Below are 18,825 nucleotides of genomic sequence, written 5' to 3'. Positions count from 1 at the left end.
AAATTTCCTATAAATTATTTATCAAATCGTAGGTCCCTCCTTTAGCGCTGCCTTCGAATCGTTGCAATGTTTCTTGTTTGATTCTAACAAAATTACCACCTATTTTTTATCCAGCATTTGCACACGAGGGTGCAAAAATATTGACTTTCTATCAATATTCATCTATTTTGCAGGCTCTCAAAGGTAAATATTAAGTGTTATTTTAAATAGTTCCGCTACGTTTTTGTTTATTGTTTCTCCTTTATCAATTTCTAGTTATACTCACAAATAAGCCACAGCTTTTTTAGTAACAGCGCCGATTTCAACTGATTGAAGCACAAAAAAGCAGCTAGACACTTGTCTAGCTGACTATATAGAATTATAAGTTAGAACAATCTCCTATTTCTTTTTCAGTACGCTTGTAAACACACCGCCTACCATGATTGCGCCTAGAATCACCAGCCATGCAGCCCGTTGCTCATTCGTTTGAGGAAGAGCCTTTACTTTTTCTTGACTGGAAGATTTCGTGGCTTCGCTACTAGCACTCGTGTCAGTGGATTGGCTCTCATGGGAATTTCCTAGTGTAGCACCGTCACTGTTTGTGGTCGTTGTACTCGGTTCCGTCGTACTTGGTTCCATCGTGCTTGGTTCTGTGGTACTTGGCTCCGTCGTACTTGGTTCTGTGGTGCTTGATTCTGTTGTACTTGATTCCGACGTACTTGGCTCCGTTGTACTTGGTTCTGTGGTGCTTGGTTCCGTCGTGCTTGATTCTGTTGTACTTGATTCCGACGTACTTGGATCCGTTGTACTTGGTTCCGTTGTACTTGGTTCCGTTGTACTTGGCTCCGTCGTACTTGGCTCCGTTGTACTTGGTTCCGTTGTACTTGGTTCCGTTGTACTTGGTTCCGTCGTGCTTGGTTCTGTGGTACTTGTCTCTGTGGTACTTGGTTCCGTGGTACTTGGTTCCGTAGTGCTTGATTCTGTTGTACTTGGTTCCGTCGTGCTTGGTTCGGTTGTGCTTGGTTCCGTCGTGCTTGATTCTGTTGTACTTGATTCTGTTGTACTTGATTCCGACGTACTTGGCTCTGTGGTGCTTGGTTCTGTGCTACTTGGTTCCGTAGTGCTTGATTCTGTTGTACTTGGTTCCGTCGTGCTTGGTTCGGTTTCTTTTTTTGTATTGGTGATTACAAGGGTATCTCCCTCAGTCGTCACACTGCTTTCGAAGCCGTCGGGGACATTGACTTCCTCAACCCAATACACGAAGTCTTCCCCTTGATTGTTGTATTTTGGTAAATCTGCCATTTGACCAGCAACGGGTACCTTTGTAAATGATGCTTGAAAATCATTGGCTTTTTCAAGGGTCAAACGGTCTGACTGCTGCCAACTGTCTGCTGCCGTAGTAGTGGTTCTTATGACTTGATAATCGATTTGATCGGGAATCTCAGCTGCTGAAACATTGACCCACTTTTTAAGAACCGCAAGGGAAACGCTGGGTGCTTTGATGGAAGGAATCGGGAAATCTAATGCCTCATCACCGCTTGCTGGGATTAAAGTCGTACGGCCATTGCACAACACCCACGTCTCTCCTTTAAAATCTGGGGCTTCCGTATTCAGACGAACTTGGTAGGTCAACGTCAGTTTTTCATTTTCACCTAAAGCTACCCCACTGACCGTAATGGTCTGATTCTTTTCAGAAACGGTTACTCCAGTTGCAACTTCCTGCGCCTCGACCCACTCTCCTTGCGCATTTTTGCGCCACCCGACTAACTGATACTGATCGGCATCAAACTTGCCAGATCCTTGCAAAAGAATGCCCTCGCCCATCGGATCCGTGATCGTCCCATCAGGGATCGTTTTATCGATATGATTGGCAATCTCTGTCAATGCTGAACCCAATCCACTCAGGTTTTCATCCGTCGTTAAGTAATTGCTTGGTGCAGACGCCAGATTACGCCCAATGTATTCCCCTCGTGCGGAAGGCGCCGTTGCTACCGAATAATAGGTAAACCCAGATTTTTTAAGCGCGACGATCGTGCCAAGGGTTTCGTCTGTCACCACCGTACTGCTAACAGGAATAGCTTGCGGATCTGACGGATTTTTACTTGTCGTATGGTAAGCAGTAGCCGATGTTTGAAATGACTCGACATAGCTCTCCGTGTGATAGCCATTGTAATCGCGGATTGCGCCAGTATTTTGATAAACTGTTGCATCATCTGCTGGCAAATAACTACGATTGGCACTGTCATCACCAATATGGATAAACAGCTTTTCCGCTTCTGGTCGACTTTCTTCCAGTAATAGCTGTTGCCCTGCCAGCAAGCCCTTTTGCATGAAGGTTCCAGAATGGGTTTCGGCCGTCTCTCGCAGAAATTGTTCTAAGTAGGCGATATCGGTAGAAAAACCATTGGTGGTGTAGATTTCCCGATTGTAGGTAACGATACCGATCCGAATGGAACCATTCGCCAGCGAATCAGCCAATTCATTTCCAAACTGCTGCAGCCCCAACAAGGCGTTAGTCAATTTTTCTCCCGTCATAGAGGAAGAATAATCGATCACCATGACCAGATCAACAGGGGTACTGGTCTGGTTGCCTTTGACAGCTAACGTTACATCAAATAGTCCTTGACCCGCTGCTTCTTTGACACTCTTTTTCAGATACGCTTCATCTGCATAATTGACATAGCTCTCTTCATCAAAAGCTACCCCTGGCGCCTGTCCATACTTGTAATTGTACGTATCTCCTTGCGCCGTTCCATTTGTCAAATACTGCCCGGTCGCATCGGTTTGATAGTCAAAATCATACGTGGTGGTTTCACTGTTTACAGTCAGACTGCCTATAAGAAACCCCATCAACAACAGGAAAAAAATCCCTGCATGCTTTTGCCAACCTCTTTTGTGTTTCATCGCTTTCGCTCCTTTATTTCCGCACTGCTTTCCTCACAAAAATCCTTGAGTAATGAGGAAAGCGAGTCTTTATCAGAAAACAGTATAGAAGGTTTTGCTGGGAAAAGGAGACAAAAAAATGCCGATTTCATTTGCAAAAAAATCACGTTTTTTGTGCTATCATAAGAGAATCGAGTACATAGAGAAACCTTTAGAACGGAGCTTGGATTATGGAACGCTTTTATCCATTTTTTGGACACACCCTCAAGAGAGATATCGACTTGCTGCGGTTTTTGTATCTTCAAAAACGCTTTGTTCCCATTGAAGAGATCAGTCAAGCGTTGGCTTTGGATCGCCGCTCCATCCAAAAAAGCTTCGACACTTTAAGCAAACGCTCGCTTTCCTTGCAAGACGATCCCTCACCGCTTTTGGTTGCCAAACACGGCTTGGGGTTATCCTTTATTGGGACGAAGCGAGACTATAAGCGATTGAGTCGGCAATTGCTGGAAGCGAATCCCTTTTTTTATTTGCTGGAAACTCTTTTGCTGCAAAATGAGATCAATTTGATCCAATTCGCCGCTGATCATTACTTCTCCGAATCAACCGTTCGCAAAAGAATCTATGCGTTGCAAAAACTGCTTACTCCATTGGGATTTCAGCTGCAAAAGCAAAAAGGGACGGTTCGACTCGTAGGCAGTGAAGCCCGTATCCGCTACTTTATGATGGTCTTCTTTTGGCGAACATTTGCTGGTCTGCATTGGCCCTTTACTGGTCTTTCCCAGAAAAAATGTGAAACCATCGCTCAAGACTTTTACCAAAACAACCAGATTCCCTTTAACCCGATCGAATTGAAAATGACCACGTACATTTTGGCCGTCACTATTTTGCGGTTTCGCAAAGGACAACGGATTTCGCCAGAAGCAGTGGCGATCAAACCGCCCTTGATTGGGTCAGATCTTTCCCTGTTTCACCCTCTGATTGATGAAGAGACCGCTATTTACAGCCATTTATCGTCAGAACTAGCGGAACACTTCTTTCTTGATGCAAATGAATGCCGCTTTTGTTTTCTATGGCTGGCATCCAATCTCGATCGAACGTTTGCCGATGCGCAACTGGACGCTGCGTTTTCCCCAAAAAAACCAACGACCAGCATCCAAAAACTGCTCTTGTCGATGACCGCTTTCGCACCAAAATCCAAGTTGACCCGTCCTTGCAAAAGTAGGATCGTGAATACCCTCTTGAATGGGCTTTTAACGATCGAATTGTTTGGGCCAGTCGACCATACATTAGCTGGCTATAATACTGCACAGTTTTTAACCGAACATTTTCCTGATTTACAAAAGCAAGCCGAAAAGCTAGTGACGAAAACTTCGTTCTACCAAGCAGATCCGCTGAAACGCAGTGGCTTTTCTCTTTATGTCGCTACGGCGTGGACGTTGATTTTGCCGCCAGCTGATTTTCAGCAAAAAATCAAGATCAAACTGGAAACAGACTTGCCGCTGGCGATTTCACTGACCATCAGAGAACTGATCAAAGCGCCATTTCAAGGGTTCTACAACCTTGATATTCGTGATCAGTTTGTCGACGACGACTACGATCTCTGTCTAAGCACCACTCCATTGTCTGAAACCTTTGAAAAAGGACCCGTCCTGTTGATCAATGCGCAAATCACCGTCCCTGATTTGCTAGCGATTCATCAGGCGATTGAAGCGTTAGATAAATAAAGGATAAAAAACCCGCTCTTGGCTGAATGACAAGAGCGGTTTTTTTGTAGAAAGGCGTTCTCAGAGTGAAAAAACATGATGACACTCAGAAGCTTGCCCTTCCTACTTGCATTGGGTCTGCTTGTTTCTTTTGTCTTAGCCACTCTCACCGACCGTCCCCTTCAAGTGGTAGATCACTTGAACCGTTGTTTTTGGCGAGTACCATGAGAACTGGCTAGCTTCAAAAACACTGATAAGGATAAAGATAACAAAGCTCACTCTTCTTTGTCAGTGATCAAAAAATACTGTTTATATGGACGCCCAATTTTTGTATACACATTTTCGCTGCAAATGGCTTTGGTCTTTTCTAAATGGGCGACATACTTTCGTACCGATACATGGGACAATGCACAAGCTTGCGCCAATTCTTGGACTGTAAATGGCTGTTTGATGGTACGAATCGTTTCTTGGATCAGCTGAAGCGTGTCTTCTGTCAACCCTTTTTCCAGTTCGATCCACGGACTTTTTTGGTTTCCCTGCAGCAGCAGATCGATTTGCTGCTGAGCGATTCGCGGATGTTTGAGGCTTTCCCGTCGTTGCTGAAATACTTGGATACTTTGGGCAAATCGTTCGAAGGAAAACGGCTTGATCAAATAATCCAGCATCCCCAAATGCAGGCTTTGGCTGATCAATCGTGTTTCATCGGCAGCCGTGATCATGATGACATCCACAGCCTGTTGTTGTTCCCGTAATGTTTGCAACAGCTCCAAGCCATTGCCATCTTTCAAATGGATATCCAGCAAGAGCAGCTCAATGGTTTCTTTTTGCAGCATTTCTTGCGCTTCTTCCACTGTTTCCACCGAAAAAATTCGCTCAAAAACCGCCAAACGTTCTAAATAGCTGCGATGAATAAATTGAACCATCGGGTCGTCTTCAACAATCAAAATATTGGCTTTCATAGCTGCTCCTTCCGATAATCATTCGTGATCGTCACTTCCAAAACACCTTGGGCTTGTTGAAAAGTGATTTTCCCGTTGACTTCATGCAACAATTGCTGAAAATAGCCAACTTGCTGTAAAGTCACTTGTTCTGTGGGTGTCAACATTTCTTCCGCTAGCTGCCAACTCGTTTGCAGTTGATTTTCTTGGTACTCGATTTTCATAAATACCTCTTGGGTCAAATGCTTTTGCAGCAAAAGATGATGCATATATTGATAAAGGTTTAATAAGACTTTGGTTTCATGTGCAACGGCTCCTTGGGGAATCTCTGGAAAAATTTCTACCAACAGCTGGCATTTCTTTTCTAAAAATTTTTGCCGCTCGCCAATCAAAAAACCTGCCAGCAAAGGGTTTTTAATGAGAATCGCTAGCCGATGAGCAAATTCTTTCTCTGGTTTCAAAATATCATCTAAATAGATCGTCAACTCTTCATAGGCTTCTAAGTCCACCAAACCATAGATGACATGCAACTTGTTCATAAATTCGTGGGCTTGACTTTGCAGTGCCGTCGCATAGGCTGTCGTATTTGCCAACTGATCCGCAATAAATAAGGACTCCGTCGCATTTCTTAGAAAAATAATATACCCTATCTGCTGATTTCTCACGATGATCGGCGCCGATGAAAAGACATAGTCCTGCCCTTCTTGCTGCACTAACCGCTCTTGCTTCTTGTCAAAATCAACATGCTGCAAAGCAGGCAGGATCGTTAGCAGGGATTGGCCGACCAAGCCATCTTCTGATGCAGTAGCAAGCGGCAATGCCGTGGCGGCTCGATTTGCCAGCAAGATGTTCTTGGCTAAGTCTAAGACAAAAACAACATCCTTGGTTTCTTCCAGCATACTATTGCGCTCTTCTAACAGACGTGAGATTTCTTGCGGTTCCAAATTATGCAGTTGGCGTTTCAAATAAAATGCCACGAATAATGCAATCCCCCCGCCTAATAGCAAACTGATGAACAATGCTTTCCGATAGCCTTTTTGTGATAGTAAGATCAACGATTGCAGTGAAGTCATTTTAATCCCTAATGCCACGACGCCAAGTTGTTCTCCATCTTCTTTCACTGGAACGAACCCCCGTAAGGATTGTCCTAAGGTGCCGTTGCCAATGGAGAGAGACTCCTTGCCTTCAATGGCAGGTGTTTCATCGCCACCAGTAAAAGGTTGACCAATTTTTTCAGGATCTGGGTGCGTGATCCGAATAGCGTCTTGGTTCATCAAAACAATAAAGTCCAACCCATAATTTTTTGCTAATTCATTGGTATATGATTGCAACTGGGGACTGGCTTTCTCATCCCGCAGTGCTTGCTTGACCTCCGCTTCTGACGCTAACTGACGACCGATCGATAGCAGCAGCGTTTCTTCATCTCGGTGCATTTGCTCTTTTTGTTCCATCATCATCAGTACATAAAATAATGTTAGAACGATACATAAGGTACTGGTAAAAATCCCTACTAACAGCACCCACAGCCGGACTGGCCGCTCCCGCATAGTCGTTCCTCCCCAATTGCTAATAAGCGTTCATTACACGCTCATTTTAACATAGGAATCTTTTTCCGAAGGTCTTTTTTTAAGTTGCATTTAATTAAATTAGTTAAATAATCTTCTTTGTTTGTGAGCGCTTCCTTATACTGGAGACATCCAAAGGAGGTATTTGAATGAAACAAGTCGTCGCAAAACAACCCGTTGTTGAAAAAACGCAAACCAAAGCAAAGTGGTGGTCTTTCTATGTTGGTTCCGTTCCTTTGCCCGTCTATCTGGTAATGTCTGCCATTATCTTGATCACTGCTTTTCTGCAACAACTGCCTGTCAATATGCTGGGTGGGTTCGCAGTTATCCTAAGTTTAGGCTGGTTATTAGGAACGATTGGTGCCAACATCCCTATCATTAAGAATTTCGGTGGTCCCGCTATTTTTTCTTTGTTGATTCCGTCAATCTTGGTCTTTTTTAATCTCATCAATCAAAACGTATTGGAATCAACCAATATCTTAATGAAGCAAGCGAACTTTCTTTATTTCTATATCGCCTGTTTGGTTTGCGGCAGTATTTTAGGGATGAATCGCAAAATCTTAGTCCGAGGGTTGATGCGAATGATCATTCCTATGATGTTAGGCATGGTCTTAGCGATGGGCGTAGGTACTCTTGTCGGCGTCCTGTTAGGGCTAGATTGGAAGCACACTTTGTTCTTTATTGTGACTCCTGTTTTAGCTGGCGGTATTGGGGAAGGAATCTTGCCGCTTTCCTTAGGCTATAGTGCCATCACTGGTTTAGGTAGCGAGCAATTAGTCGGGCAGTTGATTCCAGCCACCATCATCGGCAACTTTTTCGCGATCGTTTGTACTGGCTTGTTGACTCGCTTAGGGGAACAAAAACCGCGGCTTTCAGGAAAAGGCCAACTCGTCAAAATGAGTGATGGGGATGATTTGAAAGATGCGTTGGTTGAAGATCAATCACCGATCGACGTCAAATTGATGGGTGCCGGTGTGCTGACCGCTTGTACGCTCTTTATTCTCGGCGGTTTGCTGGAACACGTCACTGGGTTTCCTGGACCTGTTCTCATGATCGTGGCAGCCGCTTTCTTGAAATACTTGAATGTCGTACCAAAAGAAACCCAAAAAGGATCGAAACAGCTTTACAAATTCATCTCGGGTAACTTTACATTTCCACTCATGGCAGGATTAGGACTGCTTTATATTCCTTTGAAGGATGTCGTCGGCATGCTGACCTGGCAGTACTTTTTAGTCGTTATCAGCGTTGTTTTCACCGTGATCGCCACGGGCTTTGTCGTTTCTCGCTTTATGAATATGTACCCCATCGAAGCGGCCATCGTTTCTGCTTGCCAAAGCGGAATGGGTGGAACCGGCGATGTCGCGATTTTAAGTACCGCCGACCGCATGAATTTGATGCCATTTGCCCAAGTAGCTACACGTTTGGGTGGCGCGATCACGGTTATCTCAATGACCGCACTGTTACGACTATTATTTTAATTGTTTGAAATCGGAAGGGAGAAATGAAGAATGTCAACGATCAATGTCAAAGAAGCAGCTATGAAACAAGCCGAGGAAAATGGAGGGAAATTAGCTGTTGTTTCTAAAGTCACTATTGACTCAAAAGAAGATTTAAGTATCGCTTACACTCCAGGGGTCGCAGCTGTTTCATCGGCGATTGCGGAAAACGAAGAACTCGCCTACACCTTGACCACGAAGAAAAATACCGTCGCCGTGATCAGCGATGGCTCGGCAGTTTTAGGTTTGGGCAACATTGGTGCCAAAGCCGCTATGCCGGTCATGGAAGGCAAAGCGGCCTTGTTCCAACGCTTTGCTGGGATCGACTCTATCCCGATCGTCTTAGACACGCAAGACACCGAAGAAATCATTCAAACGATCAAAGCGATCGCACCAACCTTTGGTGGGATCAACCTAGAAGATATCAGCGCACCTCGCTGCTTTGAGATCGAACGACGCTTGATTGAGGAATTACCGATCCCCGTGTTCCACGATGACCAACACGGGACTGCCATCGTCGTTTTAGCCGCTTTGATCAATAGCCTGAAACTGATCGACAAATCCTTTGAAGAGGTCAAAATCGTGGTCAACGGCGGTGGTTCTGCTGGCCTTGCCATTACCCGAAAATTTCTGGCTGCTGGCATCAAACACATCACGGTCGTCGACAAAGCAGGGATCCTTTCAGAAACGAATCATGAACTTGCGCCCCATCACGCAGAAATCGCCAAAGTCACAAATCGTCAACAGCTAACAGGGACACTAGAAGATGCCCTCAAAGGAGCAGATGTCTTCGTAGGCGTTTCCGCTCCTGGTGTGCTGCACCCTGAATGGATCAAAACGATGGCAGAAAAACCAGTGATTTTTGCGATGGCGAATCCAACGCCAGAGATTTTTCCTGATGAAGCACTGGCAGCTGGCGCCTTTATCGTCGGTACTGGTCGCAGTGATTTCCCTAACCAGATCAATAATGTCTTGGCCTTTCCAGGAATCTTCCGAGGCGCATTAGACGCTCGAGCAAGAGACATCACGATCGAGATGCAGATCGCAGCAGCACAAGGGATCGCTAGTTTGATCCCCGAATCAGCATTGACTCCGACCACTATCATTCCAGATGCGTTTCAGCCTGATGTTGCTAAAGTCGTGGCAGAAAGCGTGAAGAATGCTGGGAAAAAATAGTTACGCCATAAAATGAAGATTGGCCCCCTCTCAACAAATCAACATTGAGAGGGGGCTTGTGTTTTTATTCCAGATGCTTTTTTACAAACGAAAAGCACAGAAGTTCTTCACTTCTGTGCCGCAGGTAGCGTTAAAACGTCACAACCGCTTTGACCAATGGATCATCTTCTAACGTTTGGCGTTCTAGCGCCTCTTACAGTTTTTCCAATGGGTATTCATCCGTGATATATTTTGTGGGATTGATCATGCCACTAGCAATCAAGTCGATCGTTTGTTCAAATTCTTGGCGGGTGCATGAAACACTGCCGATGAGCTTGATTTCTTGCAAGACCAACCGATTGAATGAAAAAGGAATTTCGGGAGCAACGGAATTTCCGATCGACACGATCGTTGCACCAGGACGAGCAGTCTCAATGCACGTCGCTAAGGAACTGCTGGAACCGACTGCTTCAAAAATCAAATCGAACCCACCAGCAGACGCGTCTTTCAATACTTCCCCACGGTTTGGATCCTTGGCATCAAAGTAGTCATCAAAGATTCCCAATTCCTTGGCTTTCTCAATTTTTGTATCGTTGATTTTGGACATGGCCACATAAGAAGCCCCAGCTTTTTTTGCCAATTCGCCAATCAATTGCCCGATGATCCCACTTCCAGAAACCAAGACTTTGTCATTTAACTTGATGTTGGATTTGCGGACGGCATGATAGGCAACCATCAAAGGATCAATCAAGCTAGCCGCTGTATCTGAAACTGTATCTGGCAATTTATAAGCATTGGACGCTTTTCCGACAAACCGTTCGGCATAGGCGCCATTGCAGACAAAGCCGATATAATTGGTGCCATTTACTTCCCGACACAAATGCTCTTGCCCTTTTTGGCACATGTCACATTTCCCACAATAAAGATTGGCCCAAAAAGCGACGCGATCGCCGATTTTAAAAGAACTATCGCCTGCATCCGTCACGACACCGCAAAATTCGTGACCCATGATAAAATCGGACTCCCCTGTTTTGCCCCAACCTTTCCCTGCTTGCCACATATGCACGTCGCTGCCGCAGACGCCGCACGCTGAAACTTGGATCTCGATCAATCCTTCTTCCACTTTCGGCACAGGGACTTGTTTGACCTCGATCCTTTCTGGTCCTTTTAATACAGCAGCTTTCATGGTTTTTTCTGTCATTTCTGTTTCCTCCTCATTGCTTTTTCCTTTGCTTACTGTCATACTAACATTAAAGTTAACTTCAAAGTCAATGTTAAGGAGTGAAAAAAATGACCTATACAATATCCCAAGTTGCGAAAGCTTTAAATATCCCCACGTCAACCATCCGCTATTACGACAAAGAAGGCCTTTTGCCGACGTTAGCGCGCAAAGAATCTGGCTACCGTTTGTTTTCAGATACCGAAATTGAGATGCTGGAATTGATCGAATGTCTGAAGGAAACAGGCATGACCATTAAAGAGATCAAAGATTATGCCCAATTGACACGCCTTGGTGATGACTCGCTGCAAGAACGCCATAAAATTTTTCTTGAACAAAAAAAAGCGCTGCAAGCGCAGATAGACGCTTTGCAGCAATCGATGGCGTTGATCGACCATAAGTGCTGGTATTATGAATCAGCGATCGCAGCCGGTACAGAACAAATCCATTTCCCAATCAAAATGTCGTTGAGAAACAAAGAGAAGTTTCAAGTGCTCACCGCCCAAAGCGAAGATCGCTAACGTTATGTATCGTTCACAGGACTATCTGTCTGCTTCTAGTGACCCGAAGCAAACCTATTATTCTTGGTACTTTTCAAATACTTGCTTGTCTGCTAGTGAATAGACTTGTTCATACAAATAATCAAAGAGGGTATTCATGTTTTCTTTCGTATCGCTCACTTCATCAAGGATCTCTTTTGCCGTACGATGAGCGATATTCAAGCGCATTTCAGCGTTGTAGATCATCCGTTCTGCTTCAACCTGCGCTTCTTCAAGCGTTCGATCTGCTTTCTTTCTAGCAAATAGCAAAATATCCCGCATTTCCGCTTGAAACTGCTGATTTTCTTTTTGTAACTCTTGGTTTTCTTTTTGCAGCTCATTGACTGTTTTGCGAAGCGCAGCGGCTTCTTCTTCCTGAACGCCTCGAGCCTGCTCCTCCAGCTGTGCTTCTTTTTCAGCGAGTTGGTTCGCCAGATTTGTGATGACTTCTTCTTTTTGGAGCAGCAGCTGTTTTTGTTCTTGGGCTTTGCTTTCATACCATTGTTTTTCTCTCGCCCAATCCAAGCGTTCAAAAATCGCTTTTTCTTTCACTTGCTGGATATCCGATTGTGAGCGATGCAAGGCTTCTGCATGGAGCCGTTTTTCAAGTTCGGTGATTCTCGTACGTGCCAATGCTAACTCTTGATGGGTTTGTTCAAAGCTCATATCTGCTGGTAGGTCAGGCGCCAGCTCCAACTGCTCCTTGTTGGCTTCTGCGCTAAACTCTTCAAAGGAACGTTTTTCTTGATAGCCGTGTAAGGGCGCATTGACGGTGTCATTGCGCTTTTTGGTGCTTTTACGCTTTTTCTTCCCTTTACTGCTTGTCGGATGTGGCATGCCCGTTTCTGACGACCAAGATTGCGCAGAGTGCTTAGGCGATCCTTCTGGCCCTGATCGTTCCTCTAGCCCTGCTTGTGCGGAGGGAGACGGTGCCAGCGCCTGCCCGCTTCGTTGCCCCTGCTTTTTGCCTTTTTGGGGTTTACTACTGGTATCCGTTATCCCTTGATCGTTACTCGTAGCCTTCTTTTTTGAGGTATCGGCGATCGTTTCTTTCGCTGGTCCACTGACAACAGCTGCCTCAGCAGATCCGTTTTCTTTCTCATACGTTTCTTCAAATCCTTTTAATTCTTTCAATGATACTTGGTTCATTTCATCGAATAGCGTCTGAGCAGAAAACCACCCACGCCCCTTCTTCTTACTCATCCCATGAATCCCTCCCTTTCATCAATAACTCTTTTGATTGTTTCTTTCTAAGCGCCCGTGTCTGAAGCTTGAGCAAGCTCTTTTCGGTTGAGTACTTGCCACTGTCCCTGGGCATCGCGGACGATCGTTTGTTCAAATGACGTACCGGGCGTATCTGCTACTTGTAAAACAAAATGGCACCGTTGCACGCCTTGCGCCTGCGCTAGATCATCAACGATTCGTTCCAAGTTGGCTTCCCAAGTGGAAAAATCGGCAACTGAGTGCAAATGACTGGCACTCGTTAAGGTGATTTCTTGCAGCGGTTGGTCAATATGGATCAATACGACTGTCGGTCCTAAAAAGGGCGTCACTTGTGTCCCAAATTCTTCTTCTAGCTGAAATCGCGCTTCTCGATCATCCGCCATCAGCAGCGTCTGCCAAGCAAGGCTTTCAAAAGGGAGCCCCGGAGACGGGTACACCGATAACGGTCGTTGCATCCCTTCCATCTGTTCTTTTTGTAAATGTAAGATTTCCTGTTTCAGCTGCTGGCTTTCCTTTTCAATCCTACGAACTTGCGTCTGTAAGGAAAAATGGGGAAAGGTAAAAAGTAGCAGACTTAAAAGAAACAGACCACTGACCATCAGTAACGCTAACGGATGTTCATTACGAATCTTATGCTTAAAAAAAGCCAGTTTTCTTTTTTCCAACTCCGTCATGTTTGTTTGCCGCTCAAGCCTTCGAACAAAGATTTCGAGGTATCCCCGTTGAGCAAGTACCCCGATCGCCACAAAACAAAGCAGCAGTATACTGCCATAAACCATCTTCACGGACATCCCCCTTTCCAGCTTTCGGTCTCTAAATAAGCCTCGATTTTCAATCCGACACGCTGACTGACCTCGTTGAACCCTTAAAATAAATTCAAGACGACCCCACGAAGCGCCTCGCTCGTCACCATCCCAAATTCACGACTATCGATCGAGTGCATGATCGCATCCCCGACGACGAAATACTCACCTGGCTGCAAGATGCCCCCGATAGGGAGTTCCCTCGCCGTTTCTTGCGTCAGCGTAAAGGTATAGGAAAAATCATAATAGGAACCTGACGCACCCAATAGCAAGCGATTGCCACTGCGAGCATAAGAATCGCCAGGAACCCCGATCACTCGTTTTACGATCAGCCGCCCTTCATGCTCAAAAGCCACGAGATCATAGCGATGGGGCAGCTGATTCTTTTGAATAACGACTAACTCGTTGTTTTGAATGATGGGGACCATCGACTCACCGCTGACCCGAGCAATTTTGTAGTTTGAAAAGAAAAAGAACAGCAGCAGTAGCAGACAACTTATTCCCAACACACGAAGTGCCCATTGCTTTTGGAATCGACCCATGATACCTGTTGCTCCTCTACCATAATTTTACGTCGTACGTAGCCTTTGACTGATTCTACCGTTGACTCTACCGCTTTTAGCGAACGGCAGATGCTGCTGGAAGCTCTTCACTAGGAATCGAGCCTTCACATGAACCAAGAAAATCAGCTAAAATTGCCTTGCCGAGGCGTTCGATGGAATTTGGCTCAATCGGTCGTTCCAACCGATAGATGGGCTGTTCCAATTCTAACAAAAAGAGCGGTTGATCAGTGACCAACACCTGGCGGGCGGTGAAAATCGACAGCTCACTCGTAGCCTCGACGACGACATCTACTCCTTGTGCAACCAGCCAATCCCTCAGACGTTGCTTGATCCAGCCTTTGATTTTCTCATTTCCACTCAAGTGATAGGTGATCATCAGCTGTTTGTTTTTTAACTGCTGCTTGTTTAAATACGTCTCCCCCAATGTCACCAAGTAGCGAGAAGCAGCGCTAGAAAGTGCCGTAGACTTTCCAATACCAGAAGACACTGCTGGCTTTTGACGATCCCGCTGTAATGGAGGGGGCACATGGAAGAGTCGATCCAGTAACATGACTGCTAACGTCACTTGCACGAATACGCGATCTTCTCTCAATGTCTCTGCTTGCTTAGGAAACGTCTCTCGCAAACTATCGCTTGGATCAAACGGCACCGTTTCTTCGACCCATGGATGTTTCAATAAAAACGAAAGTACCCCTTCATCTGCCATCATCAGGAATAGCAGGACACACCGTTCTTGCTGCGACAAGGATCTGCAGACCTCCAAGCCTTCGATGACAAAGCCCGTTTTTTCAAGAAACAACCGACAAAAGTCAGCCATTTCCCAATTTTCCTCCAAGCGCCCACCTTGTTGCGCCCGCAAAAGAAAGACCTTCGTCCACTGCAGCGAAACCACTGGATCGATCGGCAAGGAGGGACGATACCGCAGTGTCAACGTCTCAGCCAGCTGCTCAAAGAGTTGGTGGGGCTGTTCCTCTTCCTCAAAATAAAAGGCTTTATAAAAATACCGTATATTTCCTTCTGCCCCTTCTAGGCACCACTGCTTTTTATTCAAAGTCAGCTCATAAGCAGCGAACAAGGTCTGAAGCTGGCGGCATTGTTTCAAAAAGGTTTGATTGCCTAACCCGGTGATGGCAGCCAGTTTTTCAGGTATCCCCGTTTCTTGCTGACACAAGAAATGCAGAAACAACAGATTTGGGTCATCCGCCAGCAATGCTCGCTTTTTTTCCTGATACTCCGCCAATTCTTGGATCACCAATTCATAGCCATTGCTGGCAGATGCGAGGATCGTCGAAGCCCCAAACAGTTGGCGAAGTTCCTCAATGTCTGAAATAATCGTCCGCCGTGAAGCACCGCACGCTTGTGCCAACTGCTGCCCACTTAAATGACCGTAACATTCCAACTGCCGCAAAATCGTCAGTTGCCGTTTGCGCGTCATTGAAAATAAACTGTTCATCAATAAAGACGGCTTGTTTCTCATCGTTTCACCTCCCCACACATCCGAAAGAAGAGAAGCTGCAGGCAATTTCCAGCAGCTTCTGCTTGATTCTTATTAAAACCTCGTTTTTCTGCGCTCACATAATGGTATCAACGGTTTCCATCGGAACAACGCTGCCTCCCTTTTGCTTTTACTGCTCCTCTCACCAGTAAATCGATGGTCGCTAGCAGCAAAGCGAGGGTATTGCTGTCTGCCTGTCTGATTTTTCAAGAACAACTAAAAAAGCGTAACGGAACTGCAGCTGCCGCTTGCCTTTTTTCCATGAAGGAAACATCACCAGCTAAGCAAGACAAGGAAATCCAAAACCTTTCTATCTTATGTGATCGCTCGTTTTTCTGTGTCTTTTCTTCTATTGCTCACTGTTTTCCTTAGCCTTTTTTTTCTTGTTAATGATTAAAACAACAACGATGATCAGCAACAAAACAAGTGCGGCGATTCCGCCTATCAGCCACCAATTTGTTTCTGGTTCCAATGTCACGTCTTCCTCATTCAAACGTCGAGCATCAGCAGCCGCAATCGTGAAGGGTTCTTCCCAATGCCATTCCTCCCCTTGTGAACGGGCCGTCATAGTCAGGACATAGTCTCCTGGACGGAAACGCTCGCCATTTAGAGGGATCGGAAAATCCATATGGGAATTTGGTGCCATCTGCATGCTTGTGCGCTGCGTTTCATACAAGACGGTGTCGCTGCCGCTGGCACGAACCTCGGCATCAATTTCTATGTGGTTGACGAAAGTCGGGGTGTAATTTTGAATCTTGGCACTGATCACGTTCCGATAATTGACTTGACTGGCAAAAACTTCCAGCAATTCAAGTCCCGGATCCGTTGACGAGCGGTTATTGCTTACGACGACTCCTAAAATAAAGGCAAACTCATTACGAATCCCGATTCCTTCTGTCTCCGCCTCCGCTGCCGCTGCATCGCGGACCTCTTCTACTCGGATCGATCCTGCCAGTACCCCTTCAAATTCTTCCTCAGGCATCGTCAGAGGAAGGGTAAGGATCTGTTCCTCCTGGGCTTCTAAGGTGATGACCCCAGGTGCTTCAATCAATTCGGCAATTGAGGCAGGCAATGTCGGATCAGGATATTCGGCATCACGACCATATTCTACTACTCCGTTGACGTTGGTGAAGGCAGTATGAGCCGATACTTCGACGTCGATGGTTTCTTCCGATGTATTTTGGATGCGTAACTGCAATTCTTCTTGTTCCCCTGCGCCTAAATTCAGATCAAAATAGCCGCTGGCACCGCCTTCTATCTGGCTATCAGGGAAAATCGGGGTAACAAAAAAATTCAACTCTGATTCTATGTCATCATTTGCTCGTACTGGTGTCGGCAAAGTAATCAATGAGCAAAGCATGATCATTGCAGTCAAAAGCCGCAGCCAGCGTTGGTTTGTTGGTTGTTCGATCACTGTTGGTTCTCCTTCCAAAAAAAGGCAGGAATAACGGTCTACTCCTGCCAGTTGTTTCACATTATTGTTGCGTTGCTTTAAAGATTAGTCTTCTTGATTTGAATCGTTGTCCTCTTCACCGCCGCCATTTTCATCGCCACCATTTTCACCATCTTCACCTACTGTGGTAGATAGTAACCAAGTCAAGGTTGCTTCATAGGTGTCTTGTTGTGGAGTCGCAGCTGATGGAAGATGCAGCTGAATACGATCATTCAGAATCGTTCCGGTAGTCCCTTCAGTCTTATACTGCTCCATCAAATCATCTTGGTCTCCCCAGAAGACAGAGGAGCGTCCTTGTCCTTGATTGGCTCCTGCGGTCATGACTGGAATGCTCGATGCTAAATCCGTATTAGCATTTAAAATCACGCGATCACCAGCAGTTACTGGTGCTACAGGCGCTTCGTCAGCAGGCCCGGTACCATCATTGTGTTTGATCTGCGGATCAATGAAGTGAAGCTGGGCGCCATAAAGGATATCTTCTGTATCTTTACCGACAAAATCTGTTAAAGCAAGACTTAACGTCCAATCTGCCGCACTGTTTCCTCGTGTATCACTGACTTGGGCGAAGGAAACGTAAGGAACTTCGCCTGTAAGGCTATTATCAATTGCAAGAGGATGCTCTTCATCTACTTTTTGCATTTCAGCAATCACAGAATATTCAGCTGCAGATGATGTAATGGCTTGTTGACCAAAATCGAACATTTCTGGCACGTAAACGATCGTTAATGGACCTTTTACTGGAAGCGGATCAATGATAACTGGTGGGTATTCAAGTGGATTTTCAACGTCATCAACGTCATCATCCCCTTCGGTAAAGGTAACTTCATTTGGTGTCTCTACTTCAAAAAGTGGTGTTCTTGGTTCATTATTTTCTTCCTCATCTGCTACTACTTGTACGCCGCCTGCGAAGATCGTAGAGGTTAGTGCAGCGACTGTTGCTAAACGAATCCATTTCATTTTTATTCCTTCTTTCTTTTAAATTAGTTTGTTTCATCGGCTTGCGCCGTTGGAACTGTTTCTCCTGATTGGGGGGTGGTGGTGCTCAATTGCCATGTCAATGTCGCCACATAGAGGGCTGCATCTTTGGCGGTGGCTCCCGGGACGAACAACTGGATCGCCTCATTACGAACCACCGGCGCTTGGTCTTGGAACTGTGCATTCAGCTCCTCTTGATCGCCCCAAACGACGGATGAAGTACCTGCCCCTTTACCCGCATCGGCGGTCAGAACAGCCTGTGCCGCCCCATTGGCATCCAGACGTAAGCCCGCTTCATGGGCACTCGGTGCATTCTCTTGGTTAAAGCTGATGTACTCGACTTCGCGTGAGGCAAAGATGATTTGCGCCCCTCGCAGTTCATTGTGCTGCGTTCCTGACTCAAACGCACTCAATGCCACCGTCAAACGCCAGCCAGCATTTGATCCACGGGTGTCTTGTACTTGGGCGAAAGAAACATAGGGCACTTTGTTTTCTTCCCCTTGGGTATCCGTTAGTTGTTGTTCCTCTGCCACCATCGAATAGACGGCATCGCGGTTGGAGATTTCTTGGGTACCAAAATCCAAAGTCGGCGCATAAGCGATCGTCAATGGCCCTGTTTGTCCGTCTGGTCCGATCGGCGGGATCTCCACATCCGGTCCTTCTGGTCCTGGATCAGGTGGGATGACTTCCGTCGGGTCTCGGTCATTGGGCACAAAGCTGACTTGACCATCGGTTTCAGCGACTCTTACTTCAGCGGCGGTCCCTTGGAACCCGCCAATCAAAAGGGTTGCGGCAAGTACGGTACTCGTTGCAAATCGCAAAAATCTCATAAGAT

14 protein-coding genes and 1 pseudogene are annotated in these 18,825 nt (G+C 45.9%); 4 read left to right on the top strand and 11 right to left on the bottom strand.

Going from position 1 to position 18,825, the window contains the following annotated elements; genetic code table 11:
- Window positions 1-378: 378 nt before the first annotated feature.
- Complete coding sequence (locus IGI82_RS03150) at window positions 379-2,883, bottom strand: VWA domain-containing protein (protein ID WP_375806678.1); 2,505 nt, start codon at window positions 2,881-2,883, stop codon at window positions 379-381.
- Between the two features lie 209 nt (window positions 2,884-3,092).
- Between IGI82_RS03150 and IGI82_RS03145 the strand changes: the two genes are divergently transcribed.
- On the top strand, window positions 3,093-4,586 hold the full coding sequence (locus IGI82_RS03145) for a helix-turn-helix domain-containing protein (RefSeq protein ID WP_375806679.1): 1,494 nt from the start codon (window positions 3,093-3,095) through the stop codon (window positions 4,584-4,586).
- A 254-nt stretch (window positions 4,587-4,840) separates the two neighbouring features.
- On the opposite strand, the gene IGI82_RS03140 is transcribed toward IGI82_RS03145, so the two are convergent.
- Entirely contained in the window at window positions 4,841-5,524 is a 684-nt protein-coding gene (locus IGI82_RS03140) for a response regulator (RefSeq protein ID WP_156236320.1), read from the bottom strand.
- On the bottom strand, window positions 5,521-7,050 hold the full coding sequence (locus tag IGI82_RS03135) for a Spo0B domain-containing protein (protein WP_375806680.1): 1,530 nt from the start codon (window positions 7,048-7,050) through the stop codon (window positions 5,521-5,523). The genes IGI82_RS03140 and IGI82_RS03135 overlap by 4 nt, the downstream gene beginning before the upstream one ends.
- Window positions 7,051-7,217: 167 nt before the next feature.
- Between IGI82_RS03135 and IGI82_RS03130 the strand changes: the two genes are divergently transcribed.
- Window positions 7,218-8,546 (top strand): 2-hydroxycarboxylate transporter family protein, encoded by a 1,329-nt coding sequence (locus tag IGI82_RS03130; protein WP_270290673.1) that lies wholly within the window; start codon window positions 7,218-7,220, stop codon window positions 8,544-8,546.
- A gap of 30 nt (window positions 8,547-8,576) precedes the next feature.
- Window positions 8,577-9,740, top strand: coding sequence for an NAD(P)-dependent malic enzyme (locus IGI82_RS03125; RefSeq protein WP_218212293.1), 1,164 nt, complete (start codon window positions 8,577-8,579; stop codon window positions 9,738-9,740).
- 130 nt (window positions 9,741-9,870) lie between these two features.
- Here the strand turns inward: IGI82_RS03125 and IGI82_RS03120 are convergent.
- Window positions 9,871-10,962: pseudogene (locus IGI82_RS03120) on the bottom strand (zinc-dependent alcohol dehydrogenase).
- A 47-nt stretch (window positions 10,963-11,009) separates the two neighbouring features.
- On the opposite strand from IGI82_RS03120, the gene IGI82_RS03115 reads away from it, so the two are divergent.
- The gene (locus IGI82_RS03115; RefSeq protein ID WP_218212295.1) at window positions 11,010-11,459 is read left to right on the top strand and encodes a MerR family transcriptional regulator; all 450 of its coding nucleotides are present in this window, start codon (window positions 11,010-11,012) and stop codon (window positions 11,457-11,459) included.
- A 57-nt stretch (window positions 11,460-11,516) separates the two neighbouring features.
- Here IGI82_RS03115 and IGI82_RS03110 read toward each other — a convergent pair whose 3' ends face one another.
- From IGI82_RS03110 to IGI82_RS03080, 7 genes are all read right to left on the bottom strand, one after another.
- Window positions 11,517-12,680: a hypothetical protein gene (locus IGI82_RS03110; protein WP_218212296.1), complete on the bottom strand. Its 1,164-nt coding sequence runs from the start codon at window positions 12,678-12,680 to the stop codon at window positions 11,517-11,519.
- A gap of 47 nt (window positions 12,681-12,727) precedes the next feature.
- A complete protein-coding gene (locus IGI82_RS03105; protein WP_218212297.1) occupies window positions 12,728-13,492 on the bottom strand; it encodes a hypothetical protein in 765 nt (254 codons plus the stop codon).
- A 74-nt stretch (window positions 13,493-13,566) separates the two neighbouring features.
- Window positions 13,567-14,046: a signal peptidase I gene (gene lepB, locus IGI82_RS03100; RefSeq protein WP_016609760.1), complete on the bottom strand. Its 480-nt coding sequence runs from the start codon at window positions 14,044-14,046 to the stop codon at window positions 13,567-13,569.
- 76 nt (window positions 14,047-14,122) lie between these two features.
- On the bottom strand, window positions 14,123-15,544 hold the full coding sequence (locus tag IGI82_RS03095) for an HTH domain-containing protein (RefSeq protein WP_218212298.1): 1,422 nt from the start codon (window positions 15,542-15,544) through the stop codon (window positions 14,123-14,125).
- A gap of 367 nt (window positions 15,545-15,911) precedes the next feature.
- Complete coding sequence (locus IGI82_RS03090; protein WP_218212299.1) at window positions 15,912-16,976, bottom strand: DUF916 and DUF3324 domain-containing protein; 1,065 nt, start codon at window positions 16,974-16,976, stop codon at window positions 15,912-15,914.
- 84 nt (window positions 16,977-17,060) lie between these two features.
- Window positions 17,061-17,972 carry a WxL domain-containing protein gene (locus IGI82_RS03085; protein ID WP_218212300.1) on the bottom strand — a complete coding sequence of 304 codons (912 nt, stop codon included), beginning with the start codon at window positions 17,970-17,972 and terminating at the stop codon, window positions 17,061-17,063.
- A gap of 23 nt (window positions 17,973-17,995) precedes the next feature.
- Window positions 17,996-18,820 carry a WxL domain-containing protein gene (locus tag IGI82_RS03080; protein ID WP_325836494.1) on the bottom strand — a complete coding sequence of 275 codons (825 nt, stop codon included), beginning with the start codon at window positions 18,818-18,820 and terminating at the stop codon, window positions 17,996-17,998.
- Window positions 18,821-18,825: the final 5 nt, after the last annotated feature.

This window comes from Enterococcus sp. AZ067 (genome assembly GCF_051715005.1).
In the GTDB taxonomy this organism is placed as follows: domain Bacteria; phylum Bacillota; class Bacilli; order Lactobacillales; family Enterococcaceae; genus Enterococcus_D; species Enterococcus_D casseliflavus.
The sequence above is the reverse complement of the archived record's forward strand: the minus strand, read 5'-3'. Positions and strand labels throughout refer to the sequence as shown.